Origin of the sequence: Marinilabilia salmonicolor JCM 21150 (genome assembly GCF_000259075.1) — a bacterium.
In the GTDB taxonomy this organism is placed as follows: domain Bacteria; phylum Bacteroidota; class Bacteroidia; order Bacteroidales; family Marinilabiliaceae; genus Marinilabilia; species Marinilabilia salmonicolor.
In genome coordinates, this window is record NZ_AJKI01000026.1 from 46,191 (window position 1) to 67,891 (window position 21,701).

At 42.3% G+C, this 21,701-nt stretch carries 21 protein-coding genes; 7 read left to right on the forward strand and 14 right to left on the reverse strand.

All coding sequences use genetic code 11. The features are described 5' to 3' along the window. The first annotated feature begins 22 nt into the window (after window positions 1–22). The 4 genes from W7W_RS0113000 (at window position 23) to W7W_RS0113015 (ending at window position 3,646) form a co-directional block, all read left to right on the forward strand. A complete protein-coding gene (locus tag W7W_RS0113000) occupies window positions 23–811 on the forward strand; it encodes a hypothetical protein (protein WP_010664168.1) in 789 nt (262 codons plus the stop codon). Between the two features lie 5 nt (window positions 812–816). Next, window positions 817–1,374, forward strand: coding sequence for an RNA polymerase sigma factor (locus W7W_RS0113005; protein WP_010664169.1), 558 nt, complete (start codon window positions 817–819; stop codon window positions 1,372–1,374). Next, window positions 1,361–2,650 (forward strand): porin family protein, encoded by a 1,290-nt coding sequence (locus W7W_RS0113010; RefSeq protein ID WP_010664170.1) that lies wholly within the window; start codon window positions 1,361–1,363, stop codon window positions 2,648–2,650. The genes W7W_RS0113005 and W7W_RS0113010 overlap by 14 nt, the downstream gene beginning before the upstream one ends. A 96-nt stretch (window positions 2,651–2,746) precedes the next feature. Continuing rightward, entirely contained in the window at window positions 2,747–3,646 is a 900-nt protein-coding gene (locus tag W7W_RS0113015; protein WP_010664171.1) for a DUF4382 domain-containing protein, read from the forward strand. A gap of 117 nt (window positions 3,647–3,763) precedes the next feature. Here W7W_RS0113015 and W7W_RS0113020 read toward each other — a convergent pair whose 3' ends face one another. Next, window positions 3,764–5,020, reverse strand: coding sequence for a 3-keto-disaccharide hydrolase (locus W7W_RS0113020; protein ID WP_010664172.1), 1,257 nt, complete (start codon window positions 5,018–5,020; stop codon window positions 3,764–3,766). 228 nt (window positions 5,021–5,248) lie between these two features. Between W7W_RS0113020 and W7W_RS0113025 the strand changes: the two genes are divergently transcribed. Continuing rightward, window positions 5,249–7,729 (forward strand): outer membrane beta-barrel family protein, encoded by a 2,481-nt coding sequence (locus W7W_RS0113025; RefSeq protein ID WP_238532138.1) that lies wholly within the window; start codon window positions 5,249–5,251, stop codon window positions 7,727–7,729. 382 nt (window positions 7,730–8,111) lie between these two features. On the opposite strand, the gene trxB is transcribed toward W7W_RS0113025, so the two are convergent. After that, on the reverse strand, window positions 8,112–9,035 hold the full coding sequence (gene trxB / locus W7W_RS0113040; protein ID WP_010664175.1) for a thioredoxin-disulfide reductase: 924 nt from the start codon (window positions 9,033–9,035) through the stop codon (window positions 8,112–8,114). A gap of 1 nt (window position 9,036) precedes the next feature. Beyond that, window positions 9,037–9,384 carry a YbbN family protein gene (locus W7W_RS0113045; protein ID WP_010664176.1) on the reverse strand — a complete coding sequence of 116 codons (348 nt, stop codon included), beginning with the start codon at window positions 9,382–9,384 and terminating at the stop codon, window positions 9,037–9,039. 359 nt (window positions 9,385–9,743) lie between these two features. On the opposite strand from W7W_RS0113045, the gene W7W_RS0113050 reads away from it, so the two are divergent. Further along, window positions 9,744–10,430 carry a Crp/Fnr family transcriptional regulator gene (locus W7W_RS0113050; protein ID WP_010664177.1) on the forward strand — a complete coding sequence of 229 codons (687 nt, stop codon included), beginning with the start codon at window positions 9,744–9,746 and terminating at the stop codon, window positions 10,428–10,430. 65 nt (window positions 10,431–10,495) lie between these two features. On the opposite strand, the gene W7W_RS0113055 is transcribed toward W7W_RS0113050, so the two are convergent. From W7W_RS0113055 to W7W_RS0113100, 9 genes are all read right to left on the reverse strand, one after another. Next, a complete protein-coding gene (locus W7W_RS0113055; protein ID WP_010664178.1) occupies window positions 10,496–12,187 on the reverse strand; it encodes an FAD-dependent oxidoreductase in 1,692 nt (563 codons plus the stop codon). Between the two features lie 141 nt (window positions 12,188–12,328). Beyond that, a complete protein-coding gene (locus W7W_RS0113065) occupies window positions 12,329–13,225 on the reverse strand; it encodes an ATP-binding protein (protein ID WP_010664179.1) in 897 nt (298 codons plus the stop codon). Beyond that, window positions 13,197–14,096, reverse strand: coding sequence for an ATP-binding protein (locus W7W_RS0113070; protein WP_010664180.1), 900 nt, complete (start codon window positions 14,094–14,096; stop codon window positions 13,197–13,199). The genes W7W_RS0113065 and W7W_RS0113070 overlap by 29 nt, the downstream gene beginning before the upstream one ends. A gap of 120 nt (window positions 14,097–14,216) precedes the next feature. Then, a complete protein-coding gene (locus W7W_RS0113075; protein WP_234409073.1) occupies window positions 14,217–14,390 on the reverse strand; it encodes a DUF5320 domain-containing protein in 174 nt (57 codons plus the stop codon). Window positions 14,391–14,403: 13 nt separating this feature from the next. Next, entirely contained in the window at window positions 14,404–14,721 is a 318-nt protein-coding gene (locus tag W7W_RS0113080; protein WP_010664181.1) for a NifB/NifX family molybdenum-iron cluster-binding protein, read from the reverse strand. A gap of 155 nt (window positions 14,722–14,876) precedes the next feature. After that, entirely contained in the window at window positions 14,877–15,278 is a 402-nt protein-coding gene (locus tag W7W_RS0113085; protein ID WP_010664182.1) for a DUF134 domain-containing protein, read from the reverse strand. A 140-nt stretch (window positions 15,279–15,418) separates the two neighbouring features. Next, window positions 15,419–16,297 carry a patatin-like phospholipase family protein gene (locus W7W_RS0113090; RefSeq protein ID WP_010664183.1) on the reverse strand — a complete coding sequence of 293 codons (879 nt, stop codon included), beginning with the start codon at window positions 16,295–16,297 and terminating at the stop codon, window positions 15,419–15,421. Window positions 16,298–16,484: 187 nt separating this feature from the next. Then, entirely contained in the window at window positions 16,485–18,320 is a 1,836-nt protein-coding gene (locus W7W_RS0113095; protein ID WP_010664184.1) for a type VI secretion system baseplate subunit TssF, read from the reverse strand. 12 nt (window positions 18,321–18,332) lie between these two features. After that, on the reverse strand, window positions 18,333–18,797 hold the full coding sequence (locus W7W_RS0113100; protein ID WP_199898131.1) for a GPW/gp25 family protein: 465 nt from the start codon (window positions 18,795–18,797) through the stop codon (window positions 18,333–18,335). A gap of 660 nt (window positions 18,798–19,457) precedes the next feature. Here W7W_RS0113100 and W7W_RS0113110 point away from each other — a divergent pair. Beyond that, window positions 19,458–20,357 (forward strand): NAD(P)-dependent oxidoreductase, encoded by a 900-nt coding sequence (locus W7W_RS0113110; protein WP_010664186.1) that lies wholly within the window; start codon window positions 19,458–19,460, stop codon window positions 20,355–20,357. Here the strand turns inward: W7W_RS0113110 and W7W_RS0113115 are convergent. Together W7W_RS0113115 and W7W_RS0113120 are read right to left on the reverse strand one after the other, a co-directional pair. Then, window positions 20,344–21,132, reverse strand: a complete 789-nt coding sequence (locus W7W_RS0113115) for an aspartate dehydrogenase domain-containing protein (protein WP_010664187.1) — start codon at window positions 21,130–21,132, stop codon at window positions 20,344–20,346. The two genes, W7W_RS0113110 and W7W_RS0113115, sit on opposite strands and share 14 nt — an antisense overlap. Window positions 21,133–21,198: 66 nt before the next feature. Next, entirely contained in the window at window positions 21,199–21,633 is a 435-nt protein-coding gene (locus W7W_RS0113120) for a DUF2147 domain-containing protein (RefSeq protein WP_148660969.1), read from the reverse strand. Between the last annotated feature and the right edge of the window lie 68 nt (window positions 21,634–21,701).

The following is a 21,701-nucleotide window of genomic DNA, read 5'->3' on the forward strand; positions in this document are numbered from 1 at the left end:
AAAATACCAAAAACAACAAAAAATGCGCAAACAAAGGTTCTATCTGCTGATTTTAACAACATTGATACTGGGGGCATGTCAAAAAGACGAACTGACATTGCCCGCCAGTGTGGATGTAAACTTCGACCTTATACCCTTTGTTAAAAGCGATATTGATTATCAATCAAGTCAGGCTCTGCTCAAAAACAGTTCCCTAAGTAATACTGACATCCTTGGGCAAACCCCACCTCCGGGATTAATTAAAAAAATGGAGATTTTTAAAGCCACTTTTTTCATCACCGACATGATTATAGAAGGAATAAGAAAACAGGGTGCTGATGTATATGAGACCATTCCCTTTGATCCTCCCCTGGAGATTCAACTGGACGAGAGAAAAACCACGTCCCAACATCTTTCCTTTGACATTCCTCAGGGGGTGTACGAAAAACTCGAACTCAGGATTTTTATGGGCACAGAGAACCACACCGCATTGGAATTCCAAGGAGAAGTTACCCCGGGAAAATCACCAACAATCACTTTCAATTATCAGTTTGTTCTGAAACAGGAAGTAACGATCCAGGCAACCAAAAAGGCCGGAAGACCCGGCGACAGTATTATTCTGAATAAGGACCACAAAGAGCAGGCATCCCTTAACCTGGATGCAGATTACTTTTTCAAATTTTTCCCAATTCCTTTGTTAGCTCAACATAAAAAAGAGGAACTCACAGAGGGAAACGAAATAATCATAAGCAATATCAACGAAAAAGATACACCCTTTTTTACAGCTATGAGTGAAAGACTTGAAGAGTCTTTTTCTTTAGTTTTTGAATAGCATGAATGGAGAAAGAACTGTTTCCTGAAGAGGAGGTAATAGAAGGCTGCAAGGAAAAAAAGCGATATTATCAGGAACTGTTATATCGCCGTTTTGCCCCGAAAATGTACGGGGTGTGTCTTAGTTATGCCCAAAACCGGGAGCAGGCAAGTGATGTTTTACACGATTCTTTTTTGAAAATATTCAGAAATATTCAATCATACAAAAACCAGGGTTCTTTTGAAGGTTGGATTCGACGTATTGTCACCAATACAGCAATTGACCATATTCGAAGAAATATTAAAAACGTACCGCTGATTAATGAGGAGATCCCGGAAACGGAAGAGATAGACGAAGAAACTGTTTCCATCAGCATGAATGAATTGCACCAACAGGTAGCGCGCTTGCCGGAAGGAGCCAGAATTGTATTCAACTTATATGCTCTGGAGGGAATGACACACCATGAAATTGCAGAAAAACTGAACATTACAACAGGAACATCCAAGTCGCAATTCAGCCGGGCGCGACAATTGCTTCAGGGATGGGTAAAAGAATTAATGCACAAAAAAGATGGACTTTCTTAAGTGGTATAAAAACACAGTAGATTCAGGCCAGGAAGAGCCTCCTGACTATACATGGGAAGATATTCAGAATGATCTGGATATTGACCATGTGTATGAACGCCTCGAAAGATCACTGCAGAAAGACCGCCGGAAAATCTGGATTTGGCGGGCATCCTCTGCTGCCGGTATTCTTTTGTTGCTTTCAGTAGGAACAATGCTCATAAATCGTTTTCGACAAACAACCACTGAACCCCCCATTGCTATCAATTCATCCTCACCCCCAACAACTCTGCATCAACCTGAGAGCATTGCCCCTCCCCTGCTACAAACAGATACCAGCTCCCTTCAGGAAATGTCTCACACCCTAATTATTCCTATACAGTCAACCCAGAAAAAACAAAAAAACGATACTGATAAGAGTATCCTGATGGCAGACCTGCAACCGGAACCGGATAATCAGACAATAATAGTAAATCCGGATTCATTTCACATCGAAACTGCATCCCCTGTGTTTCCCATGGCGGGAAACGCCGGCCACATAGGAATCAACAAGGACAGGCTTTCCCCAATGAGTTTCATCATCCCTGAAGCCAAAATGTCCATAGATTACGAAACACTTCAGGCCCATATTGAGATGCCGGAACCGAAACAAGAACCAATCTTCCCTGAAAGAAGCAATACAAATCAGATTCTTTCCAGAATTACCATCTTTGCGGCTGGCGAACTGGCAAATACCTGGCTCATCAGCCCCAAAACAAAAGAGGCGTTCGATCCACAAGACTTTACGGCCAACCAGACAACCATAAAACAAAATTACGGGATCGGGATTTCCGGAAACATTACAGAGCGATGGGAGATAGTAGGACAGTTCAGTTTCGCCCGACAAACCGGCCAACATTACAAAGAGTACTACCAGGGGAAATATGTCTCCAACAACATTGACCTGGAATATACAGACATTGCCTTAAGAGCCCGCTACAGGCCATTTAAAAGAAATCTGAACCATGCATTTTCAACAGGCCTTTATTCTGCATTTTTAAATGATGCACATCAATTTATCAGCAACCAAAGAACAGACATCTCAACAGATTATACAAAAACTGACTTTGGCATCATTGCAGGATACCAATATTTCGCTCCTGTAACGAACAAAATAACGCTGGCAGCAGGTGCGTTTTACAGGCAGGGATTGAAAAACATCTTCGCAGGCAACGATTTAATTTCCAGCAATCTAAACCAATCCTCCAACACATCTTTTAACTTCACCATTTCGGTTGGTTACACATTTTCTTTATAATTTTTCCAACCCTTCACCAACCTCCACGTCTATTCATTAAAGTCCGGAGATAAAACCGGAGAATTTATTTTTTTAACTAAAAAATCAAGGGCAATTATGAAGAAATTAATCTTTCTGACAATCGGGTTAATTACACCATTTCTATTTTTATCCTGTAATGAGGATGGAAATTCAACCTCAGGAACAGGTACTTTGAAACTTTCAATAACAGATGCTCCGGTTGATACGGATGGCATCACGGCAGTCAATATTGCCGTTAAAGAAGTGCAGTATCACGTGGAAGGTGAAGAATGGAAATCGTTTGAAGGATTTGAACCGGATACATTTAATTTATTGGAGTTGACGGGAGGCGAATCCGAATTATTGGGACAATTTGAATTAGGATCAGGTAATTATACCCAACTGCGCTTTATTTTAGATTTGCCTGTTGGAGTGCCTGCATCGGCAATGGCCAACCCCGGATGCTACCTGGAATTTGAAGATGGCTCTACCCAACCACTTTTCGTACCCAGCGGAGCTCAAACCGGGTACAAAGCCACCGGTAACTTCACGGTTCCTGTGAATGGGCAGATAGCCGTTACAGCCGATTTCGACGCACGAAAATCAGTTGTTAAAGCCGGCAATTCGGGCAAATACATTCTCAAGCCCACCATTCGGCTGATTGCGGACAATCAGGCGGGAAGCATCTCGGGAACTGTCACCAATATTCCCGAAGGAAGCAGCATAATGGTTTATGCCTATGAAGATGGTATTTATACAGAAGAAGAAGCTGCAGAACCGGAAGAAGAAGCAGTCCGTTTTTCCAATGCCGTTACCAACTGGAAAGTTGATGAAGAAGGTAATTACACCTTGGCATTTTTGGCTCCGGGAGCTTACGATTTAATCGTTGTTGAAACCCTGGAGGGTGAATTCAGCCAGGTACTGAAGGTTTTGGAAGATATTCAGGTTGAAAGTCTTGAGGAAACAGTATTGGATATAGATATCAACGACCAGTAAATCTAATTCATGAATTAGATTTACCTTTTTTTGAACTTTTGGGTTAGGTTTAAGTTAGGAAAGCCGGTGGACAAACGTGTCCGCCGGCTTTTTTTGGCAATTGTTATTTTCTTCAACTTACAACTCCTGAAGCTTCAAATCTCTGAACATTATCTTAACATTTGAATCAGAATGTATTTGCAACGCGATACGCCCCTGGGCCCGACCAATCTTTTCATCTTCCAGATCTGCCATTTGTTCTCCATTAAGCCAGGTAGTTACTCTTGAGCCTTCCAGTCTTATTCTCAGGTTATTCCACTCGCCATAATTCAGTAGATCTTCTTTTTCTTCAGGTATTTGAATGAGCCAGCCCCTGCCATACGATTCATAAACACCACCGGAATCCTTTCCCGGGGGTGCAATTTCCACTTGCCAACCGGTTATTTTTGTTCCTTCCAAAACGCTTCTGAAAAATAATCCGCTGTTACCATCTTTCACCTGCTTAAATTCAAAGGTAAGATCAAAGTCATCAAAATACCTTCTTGTAGCAAGATAGCCATACTCTTTTTCAGGCCCGTTTTCTCCAATAATAGCACCTTCTTCAACATACCATTTTTCATTCCCAAACTCTGTCCATCCATGAAGGTTTTCCCCGTTAAAAAGACCAAAGGACTTTGGTTTGTCAGGAAGCTCTTTGACTTTTATATTTCTGAACCAGGTTTTACTGCCGTGATCCTGCAGACAGAACTTTCCTTTTTGCGCCAAACCGTACTCCGGTGCATTTTCCCATTTCCCACTGTTTTTTAACTCGAACCATTTATCTGTCCATGCTTCAAACTCAACAATCTTCACACCATTGAGCCAGTGTGCAACATTTCCATTGTCAAAAACTATACGTGAAGTATTCCACTCCCCGGCCTTTTTTATAATCTTTTTCTCCGGATCAGCAATATGCATAGCATAATCGGCACCCGTCAACTGCCAATCCGCCAGTTCCTGAGGGAATTCGAAATCATCTATCATCTGGTATTCCGGTCCGGTAAGATAAGGTGCCCCGAATTTTTTATCTTCAATAACATGATACATTACACCACTGTTTCCCTGAGCCTCTATTTTCCAATCCCACTTAAGTTCAAAGTTTTGGAATTGGCGCTCTGAAACAATATCACCACCAATGTCCCCTCCTTTACCCAAGGCGACCAGACACTGATCTTCAACAGTCCATCCGGTAACCTCACCAGAATCATTAAACATATGCCAACCATTTGTTGAAGAGCCATCGAAAAGAAGTTGCCACCCGTCTCTATGTTCTTCCTCTGTAAGCCTGTTCTGTGGCTGCGTACAGCCTGCCATTAAAGAAACTGTTAAAAAGAATAAAAATACAGTCGTTTTCATAATCAGAAGATTTAATAAAGTTGATTTTTCACATCAGAAATATCAGAACTATTTCCCTTTAGTACAAACAAAATTGGGAAATCCGTTCACATTAACCGTTTTATTAACCTGAAGGGTCATTCCTTACAAATCAGAAGCATTAACACATCTTAACGCATCAAAAGATTAAACTATTTCAGGACAAAAGCATCTAAATTACCGAAATACAATAACATAAAATAAATTGTTATGATGCAAAGATGCTTTTTCTTTCTTACCATACTTTCCCTAATCAGCATAAATCTTTATAGTCAGTCGGCACCACCTCCGGCAGCAAAAGGCAAAATAACGGGAAAAGTTATGGATGCCTCAGAAAATGCGCCACTCGAATTTGCCACTGTTTCTATTTTCACAACTGATTCATCATTGGTGGATGGTGGTATTACGGATGCCAAAGGAGAGTTTCTGTTTGAACTGAATCCCGGCGATTATTATGTGGAGGTTCAGTTTGTATCTTATGAAAAACGTACCATCGAAGACGTCAATATTGCCAATCGCAAGGCTTCCGTGGATTTAGGAACCATCCGATTGCAATCCGCCACAACCAATCTGAACGAAGTAACCGTTCGGGGTGAAAAAAGCGAGATGGTAATCGGAGTAGATCGCAAAATCTTCAACGTAGGGAAAGATCTGAGCAACACAGGAAACTCAGCTGCGGAAATTCTGGACAACATCCCCACGGTGGCGGTAGATGCCGAAGGGAACATTTCCCTGAGAGGCAGTGGCGGGGTGCGTATGTTGATTGACGGAAAACCATCAGGACTTGTCAACTCGGGAGATGCAAGTGCGCTCCAGGCTTTGCAGGGAAATATGATTGAGCGCGTAGAAGTAATTACCAACCCCAGTGCCAGGTACGAAGCTGCCGGTATGGTAGGAATTATCAACATTGTTTTGAAGAAAGACGAACGTAGAGGAGTAAATGGCTCTTTTGAAGCCTCTGTGGCCTCTCCCGAACGTTACCAGTTTGGAGCCAATGTAAATTTCAGACGCGAAAAAATCAATTACTTTTTCAATTACGGCCTTCGATACGGAAACCGATTGGGAGAAGGTTACTCCAATCAGTTTTTCCCATTGGTAGAGACGCCCTTTCATACACGACTCGACCGCGACAGGGAACGAAAAGGTCTCTCCAACAATCTGAGGGGAGGTGCCGACTTTTTCATTAACAGCACCACCACCCTCACCGCTGCCGGTATGTTCGACTACGACACGGATAAAAATTACACCGATGTGGTCTATCAGGACTATTACGACAACAATGGTGAGCCCGGAACGCTCTTTGAACGCACCCGACGATACGATGAAGAGATTGAAACAGAATGGGATGTGGAATTCTCTTTGAACTTTGAGAAAGTATTCGATCCGCAAAATGAGGAACATAAACTCAACATCTTTACACAATATATCCTCGATGATGAAACAGAAGATTCTGAGATTGAAGAAGAAATGCTTCTCTCGGAAACCGGCACCCTTGATGACATCATTTATCAGCAGGTGCTGAACGAAGAAAAAGAAGAGAATTATATGTTTCAGGCCGATTATGTCTATCCTTTTAGTGAGAACGGCCGCTTTGAGGCCGGGACACGCGGAGAATTCCGGGTTATTGACAATCCTTATGAAGTGCAGAATCGTAACGAATCCGGGAACTGGGTGAATGACCCGGAATATACCAATGATTTCAGTTATGATGAGAATGTGGTAGCGCTCTACCTTCAGGGAGCCAACAAGTGGGGCCCCATCAGCGCCCAACTGGGGTTACGTGGGGAATATACAGGGATAACAACCCTCCTGAAAACAACAGGAGAGGAAAACGACCGTTCATATCTTGATTTTTTCCCTACCATCCACACAACCTACCATTTCAATAATTACAACTCATGGCAGATCAGCTACAGCAGACGTATCGACCGGCCTCATTTCTGGCACCTGAACCCGTTCTTCGGCCTAAGTGATGCCCGGAATATCCGTCGCGGAAATCCGGAGTTGGAACCCGAATATACCGATGCCTACGAAAGTGGATATGTCTATACACCGGGACAGGCATCATACTATGCCGGAGTTTATTACCGATACACCACCGGAGTAGAAGAACGCATCAATTTTGTAACAGACGATGGCATTACCATTTCTGAGCCGCGAAATCTGGCCGAACGTCATGCCTACGGAGCCGAAGCGAATGTTTCAGTCGAGCCCTGGAAATGGTGGAATCTTTCAGGAAATGTCAATTTCTATCGTATGCAAACTGAAGGAAGTTTCGAAGAGAATGGAATTGTTCAGGATTTAGAAAGCGACACCTACTCCTGGGATACCCGTCTCAATTCCCGTATGCGCTGGAACAATGATCTGAGCTTTCAGACCACTTTCTTCTATCGGGGAGAACAAGAGACCACCCAGGGAATCCGGAAACCTTTTTATATGATGCATATGTCTCTGAGTAAAGACATCCTGAAAGGAAAAGGAACGCTCACCTTCAATGTGCGAGATGTGCTGAACAGCCGAAAATTCCGCTACGAAATCCATCAACCTAATCTCATATCGAACAACCAGTTTCGCTGGAGCACCCGGGAATTCAGACTTTCATTTATCTATCGACTGAACCAAAATAAACGTCAGGGTGGCGGAAGCAGAGATGGAGGAGATGATGGCGGTGGTGAAGATATGAGTTTCTAAAAGGTGTCAGTCCATAAAGCACCATTTGCTGCGTTAAGCTTGCCACCAAAAACCTCATCCCGATTGTGCTTTTCGTTGGTTTTTTGTTCAAAAAACCTTACAAAAGCTACTTCGGGACTCCCTTTTTTGTGTCTTGTGCCCACCGCTAAAGCTATAGGTGGCACGTAGTCGCAAGCCCCCGAAAAAAAAATCGGGGCAGGCTTTGCAACTTGCCTTTTTTGGCCAGACACCGAACTTTGCTTTTTAGTTAAACTTAAATTAATTAATCAAAAACTACTAAAACAGCGGGCCATTTCGCATCCAAATAAATCAAAAAAGACCGGTTCGAACAACATCGAACCGGCCTCTTCCATCTTTGGGTTTTTAGAAACAATTCAAAAAACTACATCTGTCTGAGGTATTCTGAAGCACTCAGTGCTGCGACGGTACCTTCAGCTGTTGCTGTGGTAATCTGTCTGTATCGTTTGTTGATGCAATCCCCGGCAGCAAACACTCCGGGAATGCTTGTCTTCATCTCACCATCAACTACAAATTCGTTGCGCTCATTCAACTCTACCAAGCCTTTGAATGGTTCAGTATTGGGCAGGTAACCAATAAAAATAAAGGTTCCGTCTACTGCAATATTTTTCTTTTCACCTGTGGGAAGATGCTCCACGGTAAGGCTCTGCAACGAACCGTTTCCCGAGAATTCGCGGGGTTCAGATTCCATCACAAATTCTATTTTCAGATTTTTCCGAGCCTCCTCCACTGCATGTTCAAATGCCTGAAAATGATCAAACTGATGCACAATAGTCACTTTTGATGCAAAGTTGGTCAGTGTCACTGCCTCCTCTAGTGCTGAATTTCCGCCGCCAATCACCGCAATCTCCTTATCCCTAAAGAAATCGCCGTCGCACGTAGCACAATACGAAATCCCAGTTCCTTTAAAAGTATCCTCACCGGGAATTCCCAACGAACGGGGACGACCTCCCGGTGTCAGAATCACTGTCTTTGCACTGAAGGTACGACCATCTTCCAACTCCACCGACTTCACATCACCTTCCAGATGGTAACGGGCTATTTTTGCATTTGACTTGATTTTACAACCAAAGGATTTGGCTTGTTTCTTCATGGTATTGGCCAGCACATAACCATTGGTCGTCTCCACACCGGGATAGTTGGCCACCTCATTGGTCAGCACCATTTGTCCTCCGATAGCTCCGTCATTCAATATCAGCGTTGACAACCGGGCACGGGAGGCGTAGATGCCGGCTGTGAGGCCCGCAGCTCCTGCTCCGATAATCATTACGTCGTATGTATCGTTCATATTAGTTGAAATGTTCGTCTAGTACACTGGTAATCTGATCCATGCTTTGAATACTGCTGGTGGCATTTGCTACCTTACCGTTTTTGTAATACATAGTAAAGGGCAGTCCCATGAATCCCTGTGCCTCGGGTGCATTGCGAATTACGTGCGCTTCAGGATTATCGAAAGCCATCGAGTAAAACTTCACATTCTCACGCTCCTCTTCCAACTCTTCCATAGCATCATAGACGGGAATACACATGGGGCCCATACGTCCACAGCATACCATCACGTTATCATTTTCTGAAATAATTTTTTGCAGCTCATCGGCTGATTCAATCTCCTGGATTTCTGTTTGCAACATTTTCATATTACTATACTTTTTGTTTGTTTACAATTTGATGTCGATTTCATCATTGAGACATCGTTTATTTGACATTGCAAACATACTACGTCCGCCTGAGCAGCCCAATAAATAAGGGCTGGAGCATTCCGGGTTCAAAACTGAAATTTTTCAGCTTTTTTTATGTCATGAAAGGGTTTTTAGTTTTGGCGTTTTTAATTTTGGGTTCTGTGTTCGGGTTTTGGGCTGTGTGAACAACATCTAAACTCTGAGGTCAATTCAGAACTCATTATACATTTCAAAGTCCTATTTGGGGGGATTTAGGGGGACGTCTACCACCATTTTTTCCTTAACTTTACCATCAAATTCTTTAAAATGAACGCTACATGCCTGATAAAATAAATACCGAGAGCATATTTGACTCAGCTGCCTGTTTTCAGGGACTTTATCCCGAAGAACTGGAGAAACTCAGCGACAGTAAGACAAGGGTTCAATATCTGAAAGGAGAGAATATTTTTAAGCAGGGTGCTTTTTCTCCGCATGTCACGTATGTGTTGAGTGGTTTAGTTCGGGTGTATCTGCAAACCGGTCACAACCGACAGCTCAATATTCGAATGGCCGGTCCTGGCGATTTTCTGTCGTTCAGTTCTGTTTTTGGAGAGACCACCTATAACTATTCAGCCCTTGCAGTAAAAGATGCCTGGGTATGTATGATAGAAAAAGATGCCCTCCGTAATTTACTGCAAAACAACGCTGACTTTGCCCTTCGGATTGTATCCCGGAATTGTCGCAACGAAAAACAACTCCTGGATGTGATTGGGAATCTTTCATATAAGCAGATGCGCGGCAAACTGGCCTCTGCCCTGCTCTACCTCTCTTCTGAATCGTTTATGCAGGAACAGGTATTTCAACACCTCACCCGCCAGGACATCGCCGATTTTGCCGCCATCTCCACCGAAAGCACCATTAAGTTTTTGAAAGAATTTGAAAGCGAAGGGATTGTGGAACTAAAGAAAAAAGATATTGAAATAAAGAATATAAAAAAGCTGGAAGTGATTAGTCGGAATAGTTAATAAAAACCCGGACAGAAAATCAACTCTGCCCGGGCTTCAACAAACTCTCAAAAGTAATATACAGATTATTTCTCCCGTTCAAAAGGCCATGCTGCGATTCCTCCCTCAAGGATTTTCACATTTTTATAACCGTGATGTTTCAACAGCACAGCTGCCTCGTAACCACGTAATGAAATCTTACACAAGGTGACAATTTCTTTATTTTTGTCCTGTGGCAACTCATGAAGCCGTTCCCTCAGTTTTCCGATGGGAATCAGGGTTTCGCCGATGCCCAGACGCATTTGTTCGTACTCATCGGCTCCACGGGCATCCAGGATAAACAAGTCCTCCCCCTTATCCAATTTAGCTTTCAAATCAACCGAAGAAATTCCGTCAAAGATTCCCTCCAGTTTGTTTTGCATGATATGTGCCGTGGCGATACTGTGGTCGATGGCCAGAGAGAATGGTGGTGCATAAGGCAGGTCGGCATTGACCATGTCATCTACTGTTAGTTTACCTTTAATGGCAGTCGCCCAGATGGCTAACTGCTTGCTTACATCTCCGGGGCCCAAAACCTGAGCACCAAGTATCTTCCTGCTCTCTCGATCAACTACCAATTTAGTTATCAACAATTTCCCATCCATAAACCCCGGCTTATCAGGACTTGCATTCAGCACACGTTCATAATCAAACCCTGCTTCTATTGCCTTGGTCTCCGATAAACCGGTAATGCCAACTCCATAATCAAACAGCTTGCATATACCTGTTTGTATTGTTCCCGGGAATTTAGCGATATTTCCTTTCGTAGTGTTTTCACCCACGGCACGTCCCTGCAAGTTGGCCAAATCACCATAAGGAGCCAACACATTCTTTCCCGTGATGAGATTTTTAACCTCACAACAATCCCCAGCTGCATAAATATCCGGGTCATTGGTTTGCATAAATTCGTTGGTAGAAATACCTCCAAGTTCTCCAATATTCAATCCTGCTTCTTTGGCAAGTTTAGTATTGGGACGCACTCCAATCGCAACGACGGCCAACTCACAAGGAATTTCTGTTCCATTCTGAAGTTTAACAGCGGTCAGTTTCCCGTTTTCTCCGACAAATTCGGAAACACCGTTTTTAGTGATAACATTTGCTTTTGTTTTCAAATAATTCTCCACCAACTTAGCCATTTTCCAATCAAGAAAAACAAGCAACTGAGGCAACAATTCTACCAGTGTTAATTCTATCCCTGCCAGATGTAGCGCCTCCAATGTTTCAATACCAATGAGTCCGCCACCGATAACCACAGCTTTCTTTATTTTGCCGTCATCACGTACTTTCCGCAAATAATCGGCATCCTGCATGGATTGCAAAGTAGTAATTCCTTCCAGTTCCACACCGGGTATTGGAGGCATATTGGGGGTTGCACCGGTAGTAATGACCAACTTATCATATTCCTGAGATCCTTTTTCACCAGTCTCAAGGTTGGTGTATTCCACCAGTTTTCTCTCACGGTCAATACGCGTAACTTCCGTATTTACTTTTGCCACGATACCTTTGGCATTCCAGTAAAACTTAGGATCCCGGACCACCCCGGTAGGCGTACACAACAATTTATTACGATCATCAAAAAAGCCCCCTACAAAATAGGGATATCCACAGGAAGCCATTGACAAATCAGGAGCTTTCTGAAACATGGTTATTTCTGCAAATTCGTCCATCCTGCGCGCTTTGGCGGCTGCTTTAGGACCGGCGGCAGAGCCACCAATGACAATGATTTTTTTGTTTGACATGGATCATAAAGTTTTGAATGTTGAGAATTGGATTTTGAGTTTGGGGTTTTGGGTTTGGGGTTTTGGGTTTTGGGGCGGGGGATATAAATAGAGACGCACGATCGTGCATCTTTACACTCTTATCGATACAAAAGCCAACAGCTAAGAGCTAACCACCCTCCCAACTTCCAAAAACTCCTTCATCTGTTTCCACACCATTCTTCCAGAGCGGGTGGTTTGGCTATCCGGTGAATATTCCACCACACTCTTTTTTTCAATCATGGACTCTACCAAACCTGTATCAAAACTCCATCGTCCCAGCAGAGAAATGTCATTTTGTTCCAGGTAATCTTCAATTTCACGGGTAACTTCCACATTAATGTCATCCTTATTAATAAATGCAAACAGAGGAATATTAAATGAATCAACCAGTTCCACAAGTCGCTGTGCATCATGCAACCCCGAACGGGTGGGTTCTATCACAAGCAAAACCGCATTGGTTCCTGTAACCGATGATATTGCCGAACATCCGATTCCCGGAGGTCCATCATTAATTACAAAGTCGGCTCCTGTCTCTTTCGCAATTTCTCTTGCTTTCCGGCGCACCTCGGTCACCAGCTTTCCGGAATTCTCTTCACCCGGCCCCATTTTTGCATGCACAAAAGGACCAAAACGACTGTCGGAAACGTACCAGAAATTATTCTCACTCCTTTCGGATGTAATAGCTCCTACCGGACAAACCCGTTCACACAAACGACATCCCTCACACTGAAAAGGATTGATGTACAAGCCGCCTTCCTCTTTGTAATGAATGGCATCAAAGTGGCAATGAGATTTACAGATACCACAATTGGTGCATTTATCCTCATCAATGGAAGCGATCCAGGCTCCGTAGAACGTATGTGTTTCTTTTACCTCCGGATTAAAGATCAGATGCAAATCGGCAGCATCCACATCGTTGTCGCAAAAAACAGCATTCTCTGCAACCGATGCAATGGCAGCCGTTACGCTGGTTTTTCCGGCACCGCCCTTACCACTTAAAATAGTTACTTCCTTCATATTGCAGATAACGCTCTTCTATCGATTTTACAATTTTTTTATATGATTCGGTGGTCTCCTGGTCAATATCAGTAAGCAAATCACCTGATGCATACTTCCCTGCATAGGCTTTATTAAAAGGGATTTCAGCCAGGATATCGATATTCTGTTCATTCAGAAACTCATAAACATCCCGATTCCCCAAACCTGCTTTATTTATGACAACCCCAAAGGGTTTATCCAGGTTAACAAGCAACTCAACCATCAACATTAAATCGTTCAGGCCAAAAGGCGTAGGTTCAGTGACTAAAACCACATAATCCACATCGGCTACTGTCTCAACAACCGGACAACTGGTACCCGGAGGGGCATCATACAATACTACATCATAATCCTCTGTGATGGATTTTTTGAGTTCTTTGATCATAAGTGTTTGCATGGCCGAACCCACTTTCAGGTTTCCTTCTGTCAATCCGGCCCCAATCCCTGTATCCATACGGGTAATTTCCCCCACCGGAACCGGCTTCTCGTTAATGGCACCATCCTGACACGCCACACTACACGCACCACAGGAGTGACACAAAGAAGTATTAACTTCTGCAAAACCAGCTGGCGGCAACACCACAATGGCATTAAATTCACAGTACTCTACACATTTGCGACAAAAAGTGCATTTATCGGTATCAATTTCCGGAACCATCTGATGAACCTCTTCCTCAGAGATAATAGTCGCATCAGAAAAAAATATCCGATCATTGGGTTCCTCCACATCACAATCAGCAAGCAAAACACCGGATGTCAACTCACTGGCAATTGCCTTTTGCAGATTAACAGAAACAGTAGTTTTGCCCGTGCCTCCCTTGCCGCTGGCGATGGCTATCTTATAGGACATAAAAATGGCCCCCTATATTCCCCCCAAGGGGGATTAAAAAAATTCTCATAATAATTAAAAACACAACTTCTTACAATATCAGAAAACAACAATTTGTTGAATAATAAGACACTTACCTGTTTATGGCATATTACTTCGCAGACGTTTTCCTTTGCCTTCGCCACAATCGCCTTTGCGTCTTTTTCCCATTCCTTCTCCAATTTTGCCAGATGGTGTTTCTCCATCTTTTTTGGCGCAACGTCCCAGATTTCTTCCCGTTCGCGGACCTTGTCCCTCAGGGCCTGTATGATCCATTTTTGGCATTATTTTATCCTTTTATTCGTTTCACAATATCACCAATGGTCAGATCATCTTCTTCTATAATGACCATCTGCACATTAAATTTATCCAGTAAATCTTTGGCTTTTGGACCAAAATCACCGGAGATAACCTTCCGAGCTCCCAGTTCTACAGTTTTTTCAGCTGCTTTAGTCCCTGCCCCACCCGTGGCATTGACATTTTCATTTTCAAAGAATTCAGTCTTCCCTGACTCCTCGTCCAAAAGACAAAACCACGCTGCACGTCCATAACGCTTGTCAAAAGAAGCATCAATGCTTCCACCTGTTGATGTTATTAGTGTTTTCATTTTCTTCGTATAAGTGTTTCTTCTAAACTCTGATTAATTACTACTCTTATAATTTAATTCTTAGGATCCGCATTTTTCGCATCACTTTAGGGACTCTTTCACGTATGCCTGTGCCCTTTGCTCCACGCCCTTTCCTACATGCACCATGCTAATGCCTACTTCACGGCCACCACGTTAAAAGACCTGCACACAGGACAATTACGTTCACCGGCAGTCTGCGGAAGTGTAAAACGTGCGTTACAGGCGTTACAAATCAGCCAGCTTTTATCAAGATAAGCATGCCCGTAAACAGCTTTTATCTCTTTCACCTCTACAAGAGCCAAAGCAACTTTCCGTCTGGCTCTTTCATATATCCGGGCAAAAGTCGCCCTGGAAACACCCATAACCTTGGAAGCTTCCAGGTGTGTCATAAGGTCAAAATCGGCCAGCTTCAGCGCTTCATACTCTTCATAAAGCAACTCAACCGGACTTCCTGAAGCATCCTGATTACCATAAGGCTTATATCCCTTGAAGCCTGGTGGCTTCACCACCTTTCTCAATGATTTTGGTCGTGCCATAAACGAACTATTGTTCAGACAAATATAATGAGAATATTCTCATAATAAAAATTTAAAGAAAGAATCATTGGCAATAGAAGAATAAAAAGAAATGCCTCAATTGTATATTGACAGAATTATCATCAAACTATAAACCAGCTTCATCCAGCTTCCTGAGTTTTGGCATAAATGGCTTTTGCAGTTGCATCAGCCCCCAATTTAAGCAATTCATCGGAACGATGAAAATCAAAGGTACTGGCAGAATCGGCAGGAATATCAATAACAAGATCAGGCTTAAAACGATCGATATTCATTTTTGCAAGCTTATGAATCATAGCAGCAGAACTGATGGTAAGCAGTGAAATGTATCCCAGACTCTTTTTGTCTCCGGTAGCAACCAAATTTGAGAAAGCTGCAAACAAGCCCCCTTCCCCATGTTTCTCTTTTTCTTTTTGACTTTCATCTACCAACTCTGCTTTGGGTTGCTTTTCTCCGTATAAATTTACAACAACCAGCAAATCATTATCCCGCCGACGGACATGTTCGATGGGAATAGGATTCAGGATACCTCCATCAACCAGAAAAGTACCATCGTATTTCACAGGAGTAAACATAGCTGGAATAGCAATAGAGGCCCTCGCTGCTCTGTAAAAACTTCCTTTATCAAATACAATCTCTTTTTCATTAAGAATATCAGAGGCCACAGCAGTAAACGGGAGCGTCATCTCTTCTATGTCAATATCGGGAATGAATTCCTTCATCCTGTCAAAAACACGTTCTCCCTTCAAAAGTCCATTGGAGGTAAAAGAAAAATCCATTAATCCCCAGACAGATTTGCGATCCAGGGTTTTTATCCAATGGGTATAATCCTCAAGTCTTCCCATTGCCAGAAGTCCGCCAATCACCGCCCCAATAGAAGAACCGGAAACTGAAGTAATATTGTATCCCTGACGCTGCAGTTCTTCAATGGCTCCAATGTGGGCAATACCTTTGGCTCCGCCGCTGGAAAGTACAAGGGCAATATTTTTTTTATCTTTCATAGGATAACTTTTTATCAATTCAATCTCAATAAGCAACGAAATTAATAAATCCTACCCCAAACCATTTTTTAAAGAACAAAAACTTTGACCCTTTACAACAAACAATAATGCATCATTGACAAAAAACCGGGTAATCTATCATTTAACCTCTTTTCTCTGCCTGAATACAAACCATATTTTCCGGTAGTCACTGCACATAGACCCGGTAATTAAAGTCATCGGGTGAAAAGCGTTTCAAGTCGGCATATAATTCTTCAGAAAAGTATCCTTTCTCTCTGCTACCCAATTTCTCTGCCGAAAAAACATGCACATCAATCGTGCGAATGATTCCTTCACCCGGTATTATGCCTGTGGTATATCCCCGTTTCACTTCTACTTTTTCAGCAAAATTCCCATAACGACTAAGACAAAAATTTATGATATCTTCCCTGGAGTAAACCGAGCCATGCGATGTTAGGTGGTACTTATACATAGCTGTTTGCTGATTGGCATCAGGAGCCATTTGACCGCCCCTGGTGGCAGACAGTAACTGAGCCGTTCCTCTCTCGATGTCTGCATCAGAAGTATAAAATAAATCTTCGGATGCATTAATGTCATTCGCCATCGGTCCGTTTGAAACCCAATACTCCGGAAACAACATACGAGCATTTTCAACTTCCTGCTCCAAAATCAAATATGAAGTAACTTCCTGATTCTTTTTCGCCAAATCCACTTTATGTTCCAAATGATTGATCTGCGCTAATAAGTCACCGGCACTTTCGGCCAGGGTATCCTTTTCTAAACCTGAAAAAGCCACGCTTTCATCATGCAATAAATCAATGAGTCTTATCAGATATTCACGTGCATCAGCAGAATTAAATCGTTCACAGCCTCCTCTTCTCAACGAGTAGGTAAAGCTGTTTTTATCTTTATCTATATCACTGATATGCTCAGAATAATGATTGCCATAAGAATCAGTCACCGAGTTGACAGCAATAAAATATTCATTCTCTCCTTTTATGAGCGGAACAACCGTTGACATTTCATTTATGGAATACTCCATCCGTTCCTTAAATTTATTCGCAACCGGAAATGCATTGATATTTACCCTCACCTCATCAATAATATGCTCTGTGAAAAACGGCGGAAATTCAAGTTTAAGCCACAACAAAGGCTTGGCAGATTGCGGCACAACATCATCGGGGAATAGCCCTGTGATCTCCCGGGGAAATACTTCTGTGGTATCATCTTGATGGTGGAGCCGCGTTTTAATGGTAATAAACCGGTGATGGTACCAGTTCAATGTATCATCATCAATCATACTACACAACTCATATTTGTGTGCAATTCTCTCTTTTCGTTCATCCCCCTCATTGGTTAACGAATAAATACCGGTTCTTACATCAAGGGGGGTCCCACCCTGATGCCAATTACAATAGGACAAAAGCCGAAAGTATTCTTCCTTATTTTCGATATAGGGAAAATCAAAATAGAAAGATAAATTATCTATGGATCTTATTTCTTTGCCCAGATCAAGACCAATCCACATTTTCCGTGACAATAAATGCGATGGTTGCTCAGGCCATGCCACTATATCTCTGGTCAGGATATCATCCAAATGATAATATCCCTTTTCATTTACAATTGCAGCTACCTTACCGTTAAGTATTTGGGGAGTACAGACAGCAGTAAACCCCAGACGTTTTAGGTTTGCTTTCTTTAAGAAACCTGTATTTTTATAAAAAAATTCAGTTGTTTTTTCTATTTGCGAAATGCCATTTACAGCATTGACCCTCATGATGGCATGAGCAGGGCGAACAGATACCATATTGGCCGGGGTCAGCGCACGAGCTACTTTTTCGAGTATCCGGGATTCAATATTTTTCATTTCCCCGGAAAGCTTAAATATTTCACCCGCCAGACCTTCTATCATCAGTTTAACAACAGGGTCAAGGTTGTCAATATTCTTAATTTCCCAAAGCGCCGCAACACGCTTAAACATCCGGTTCTTGATGCTCTCTTTCGAAAAATTTATGTCCTGCATAATTCTCAAACTTTATTCATTTGATAATGGTCCCAGATAGAGAGTATAATTAAATCCGCATTTTTCCCCTGTTAGCAACAAACGTCCCAGAACGTAAATATCCACCCGTTGCCGCACTGCAACAGTTTTGCTAAGTCCTTCTTCGCGCACAACTTCCCTCAATTTTATGGAGACAGCAACATTAACGATTCTTTTTTCGTTTTCAACGGTTGCCTTATAAATAAAGCTGGTAAAAGACTCTTCCCACTTACTGCGCGATGCAACACGTTCAAAATCCAGGTCCCAGATCATGGTGCCGTATTGTTTGTTGAAATAATGCTCCCCGGGACAAGTGGTAAGAAGCAACTCCAGATGATGATCAATGGATTCAAGTAAAGAACATGTGCTTAACCGCCCCCCTTCTTCAGTAAAAAAGTTCCCAAGAAGTAAAGGCAAACTATAATTCTTTGTGGACATAGAATGTTTAAGATTTTTCATCCATATAAAATTTCTTATTAAGGACGGTTGATTTTCGCAGATAGTTGGGCATTGGAATAAATTATCTGTGAAACAAAGTTCGATGAAGTCAATAAAGCAGGTTAGATTCAAAAAAAGAACAACAAAGCTGATTTTCTATTGATCAACCAATACCGATCTGCAAAAATTTCAATGAAGCATTTTACTCAACAGTAAATAGAGGGATATTTACTAAGGAGAGGTTGATGTACTGTAGTCTGTTTTTAAAACAAACCGAACGGGAAAAACCTCCGGTTTATTGGAACTTTCAGTCATAACGAAGAATTGAGTTAGTATTTAAGGTCTGCAACCGGGGCTCTTTCCGGCTAACAAGGGCGCAAATTATGAAGATTATCTGAAGATGTCAATGTTTTTTTCAACGGTCGTTGCCGGATCTTCAGAAACCTGTTTGTTCAATTCATAGAGACCAAAATGAAGCATTATTATTTTCAACATATCAGTTTTCATTCTCCCATCAAACACTGAAACACCTACATTTTTCCAAAAAGTTTCCTTATTATTGTCAACAACGATTCTCCGGAGAATTTTATAAGTTAAGGATTAGACTGCTTCGTTTCACCAGCGATTTGTTTAAGCAATCTGATTTTTTTTAACCGGACATAAATGATTTCAAAAAACATTATGATATTCCAAAAAATAGTTGCCATTGAACCCATATCCCTGATTACTAAAGCAGAAGAACAATTACATTCCTTTGCAAAAGAAGTGATATTATATCCTGACATCCCGGCGGGAGATGAGGAAATTGCCCACAGGATTGGGGATGCTGATGCGGTAATGCTCAGCTACACGTCGCAGCTGACAAAAAAGTCACTGGAAAAATGTCCGAATGTAAAATACATCGGAATGGCGTGCTCTCTCTACACCCCCGAAAGCGCCAACGTGGACATCAATTACGCTAAAAGCAGGGGGATTACCGTTACCGGCATTCGTGATTACGGAGACGAAGGAGTCGTGGAATACGTAATCAGTGAATTGGTTCGCTGTCTGCATGGATTCGGGCAAACTCCATGGTATAATATGCCTCAGGAAATAACCGGACTAAAAGTAGGCATCGTCGGACTGGGCAAACTGGGAGGAATGATTGCTGATGCATTACATTTTCTGGGTGCTGAGATTTCATATTTTGCCAGAAGTGAAAAAGAAGAGGCCAAAGTTAAAGGATATCAATTTTTTGGTCTGCAACAATTACTTGGCAAAAATGAGGTAATCATTTGCTGCCTCAACAAAAACACTGTTTTGCTACACAACCATGAATTTGAGGCATTGGGAAATAAAAAAATTCTAATAAACACCGGTTTGTCCCCAGCCTGGGATGAAAAACCCTTCCTAAAATGGCTGGAAAAAGACAATCTTTGCCTATGCGACAGCACAGGAGCCCTGGGAGGCGAACACCTTCTCAGTCATCCCAACGTAAGATGTATGGAAGTCTCTTCCGGACGAACAAGTCAGGCTTTCATCCGATTGAGCAATAAAGTAATTGACAACCTGTCGGCTTTCACAGGCATCAAAACACAATAGGCGAAGCCAGATTACGCAAAGTACTCACCACAGACCAACCGGCAATTTCAGGTGTTCCGCTGAACACATCCACTACAGCATGCACCTGATTGTTTTTAATCTCGACACGCTGTCTGTCCCCGACAAACTCAGGGGTAGAATGCATGGTAACTTTCAGTTTTTCAGGACCAACAGTTGCCAGGGAAGCAGCCACAGCCACATTCAGCCCGGTCGGAAAAGTTTCGATTGCTTCACGAGCTGTTCCTGAGAAAACCTCGGTGTTTCTCGTCTCCATTTCAGGGGTATAATGTGCTGATTTTCGAAGAGCACTCACCCCTTTTTCATTAAAGAAACTTGCCGAAGCATTGCCCATCAGCGCAGCCGTTCTTAACACATCAAAACCACCGGTAGCACCGCTTACAATATGGACTTTCGCATCGTGGGCCAAAGCTGTTTTTTTCACTTCATCATAAAATGAAGTATCTGCTAAAGCCCCAATCGATAATGTGATTATGGATGTTCCAATTTTTAGAGTAGGAACAGCCAGTTCTTTCATTGCTGCACGAGTTGCTGCTTCCACCAGATAATGGGGATTCAGAGAAAGGAGTTCCTCCAATGTGCCACAAGCTTTACATTCACTGCCATTGCTTTGCATTTTTAAGGCAAGGCGCACTGCACTTTCGGAAGTCCGGGAGTACACTCCTACCAATTCATAATCAGGCAGTAATCCCTGAATTACAGCATCAACGACTATCTTACCAAGTTTGCCGCAACCGGCAAGTACTATTTTTTTCATCACTGTATATTTATTCTAATCTGTTACAAGTTCCACCTCCCTCAATCAAATGTTCCAGGAACGAAATTAATAAATCCTATCCCAAACCACTTTCTTCGAAAAGAAAAACTTCGATCCTTTGCCAACCAGGTAATCATCATGAATGGTCTCTATCTCCAAATCGACCCACATTCCTCTTTCCGGTGCATACATTTCACCTCCTGACCATTTTTCGGTTTTGTCATCGTATTCAAGATTTCTAATAATTTGTTTCCCGATAAGGGATTGTTCGCGTTTACTTTTATCGGGATTATTGATGTCTTTCAATTGCCCTCCATTAAAGTCGGTCACATCAACAATCTCCCCGTAAAATTCATTTTCCACTTGAAAAAGCCGAATGATTATCCCGTTGGGGAGTTTGTATTTGCCGGTCAAATCGGGCCCGGCAGGATGTCGGGTTTCTGCTTTAACATTGATAACTGCTAAAACGATGAGCAATATGGTCATGAGGGATAATATCATTTTTTTCCTAAGTACATGACAAAATATTTATACAATCATTAAACTCCTTGATATTTAAGGCATTCATC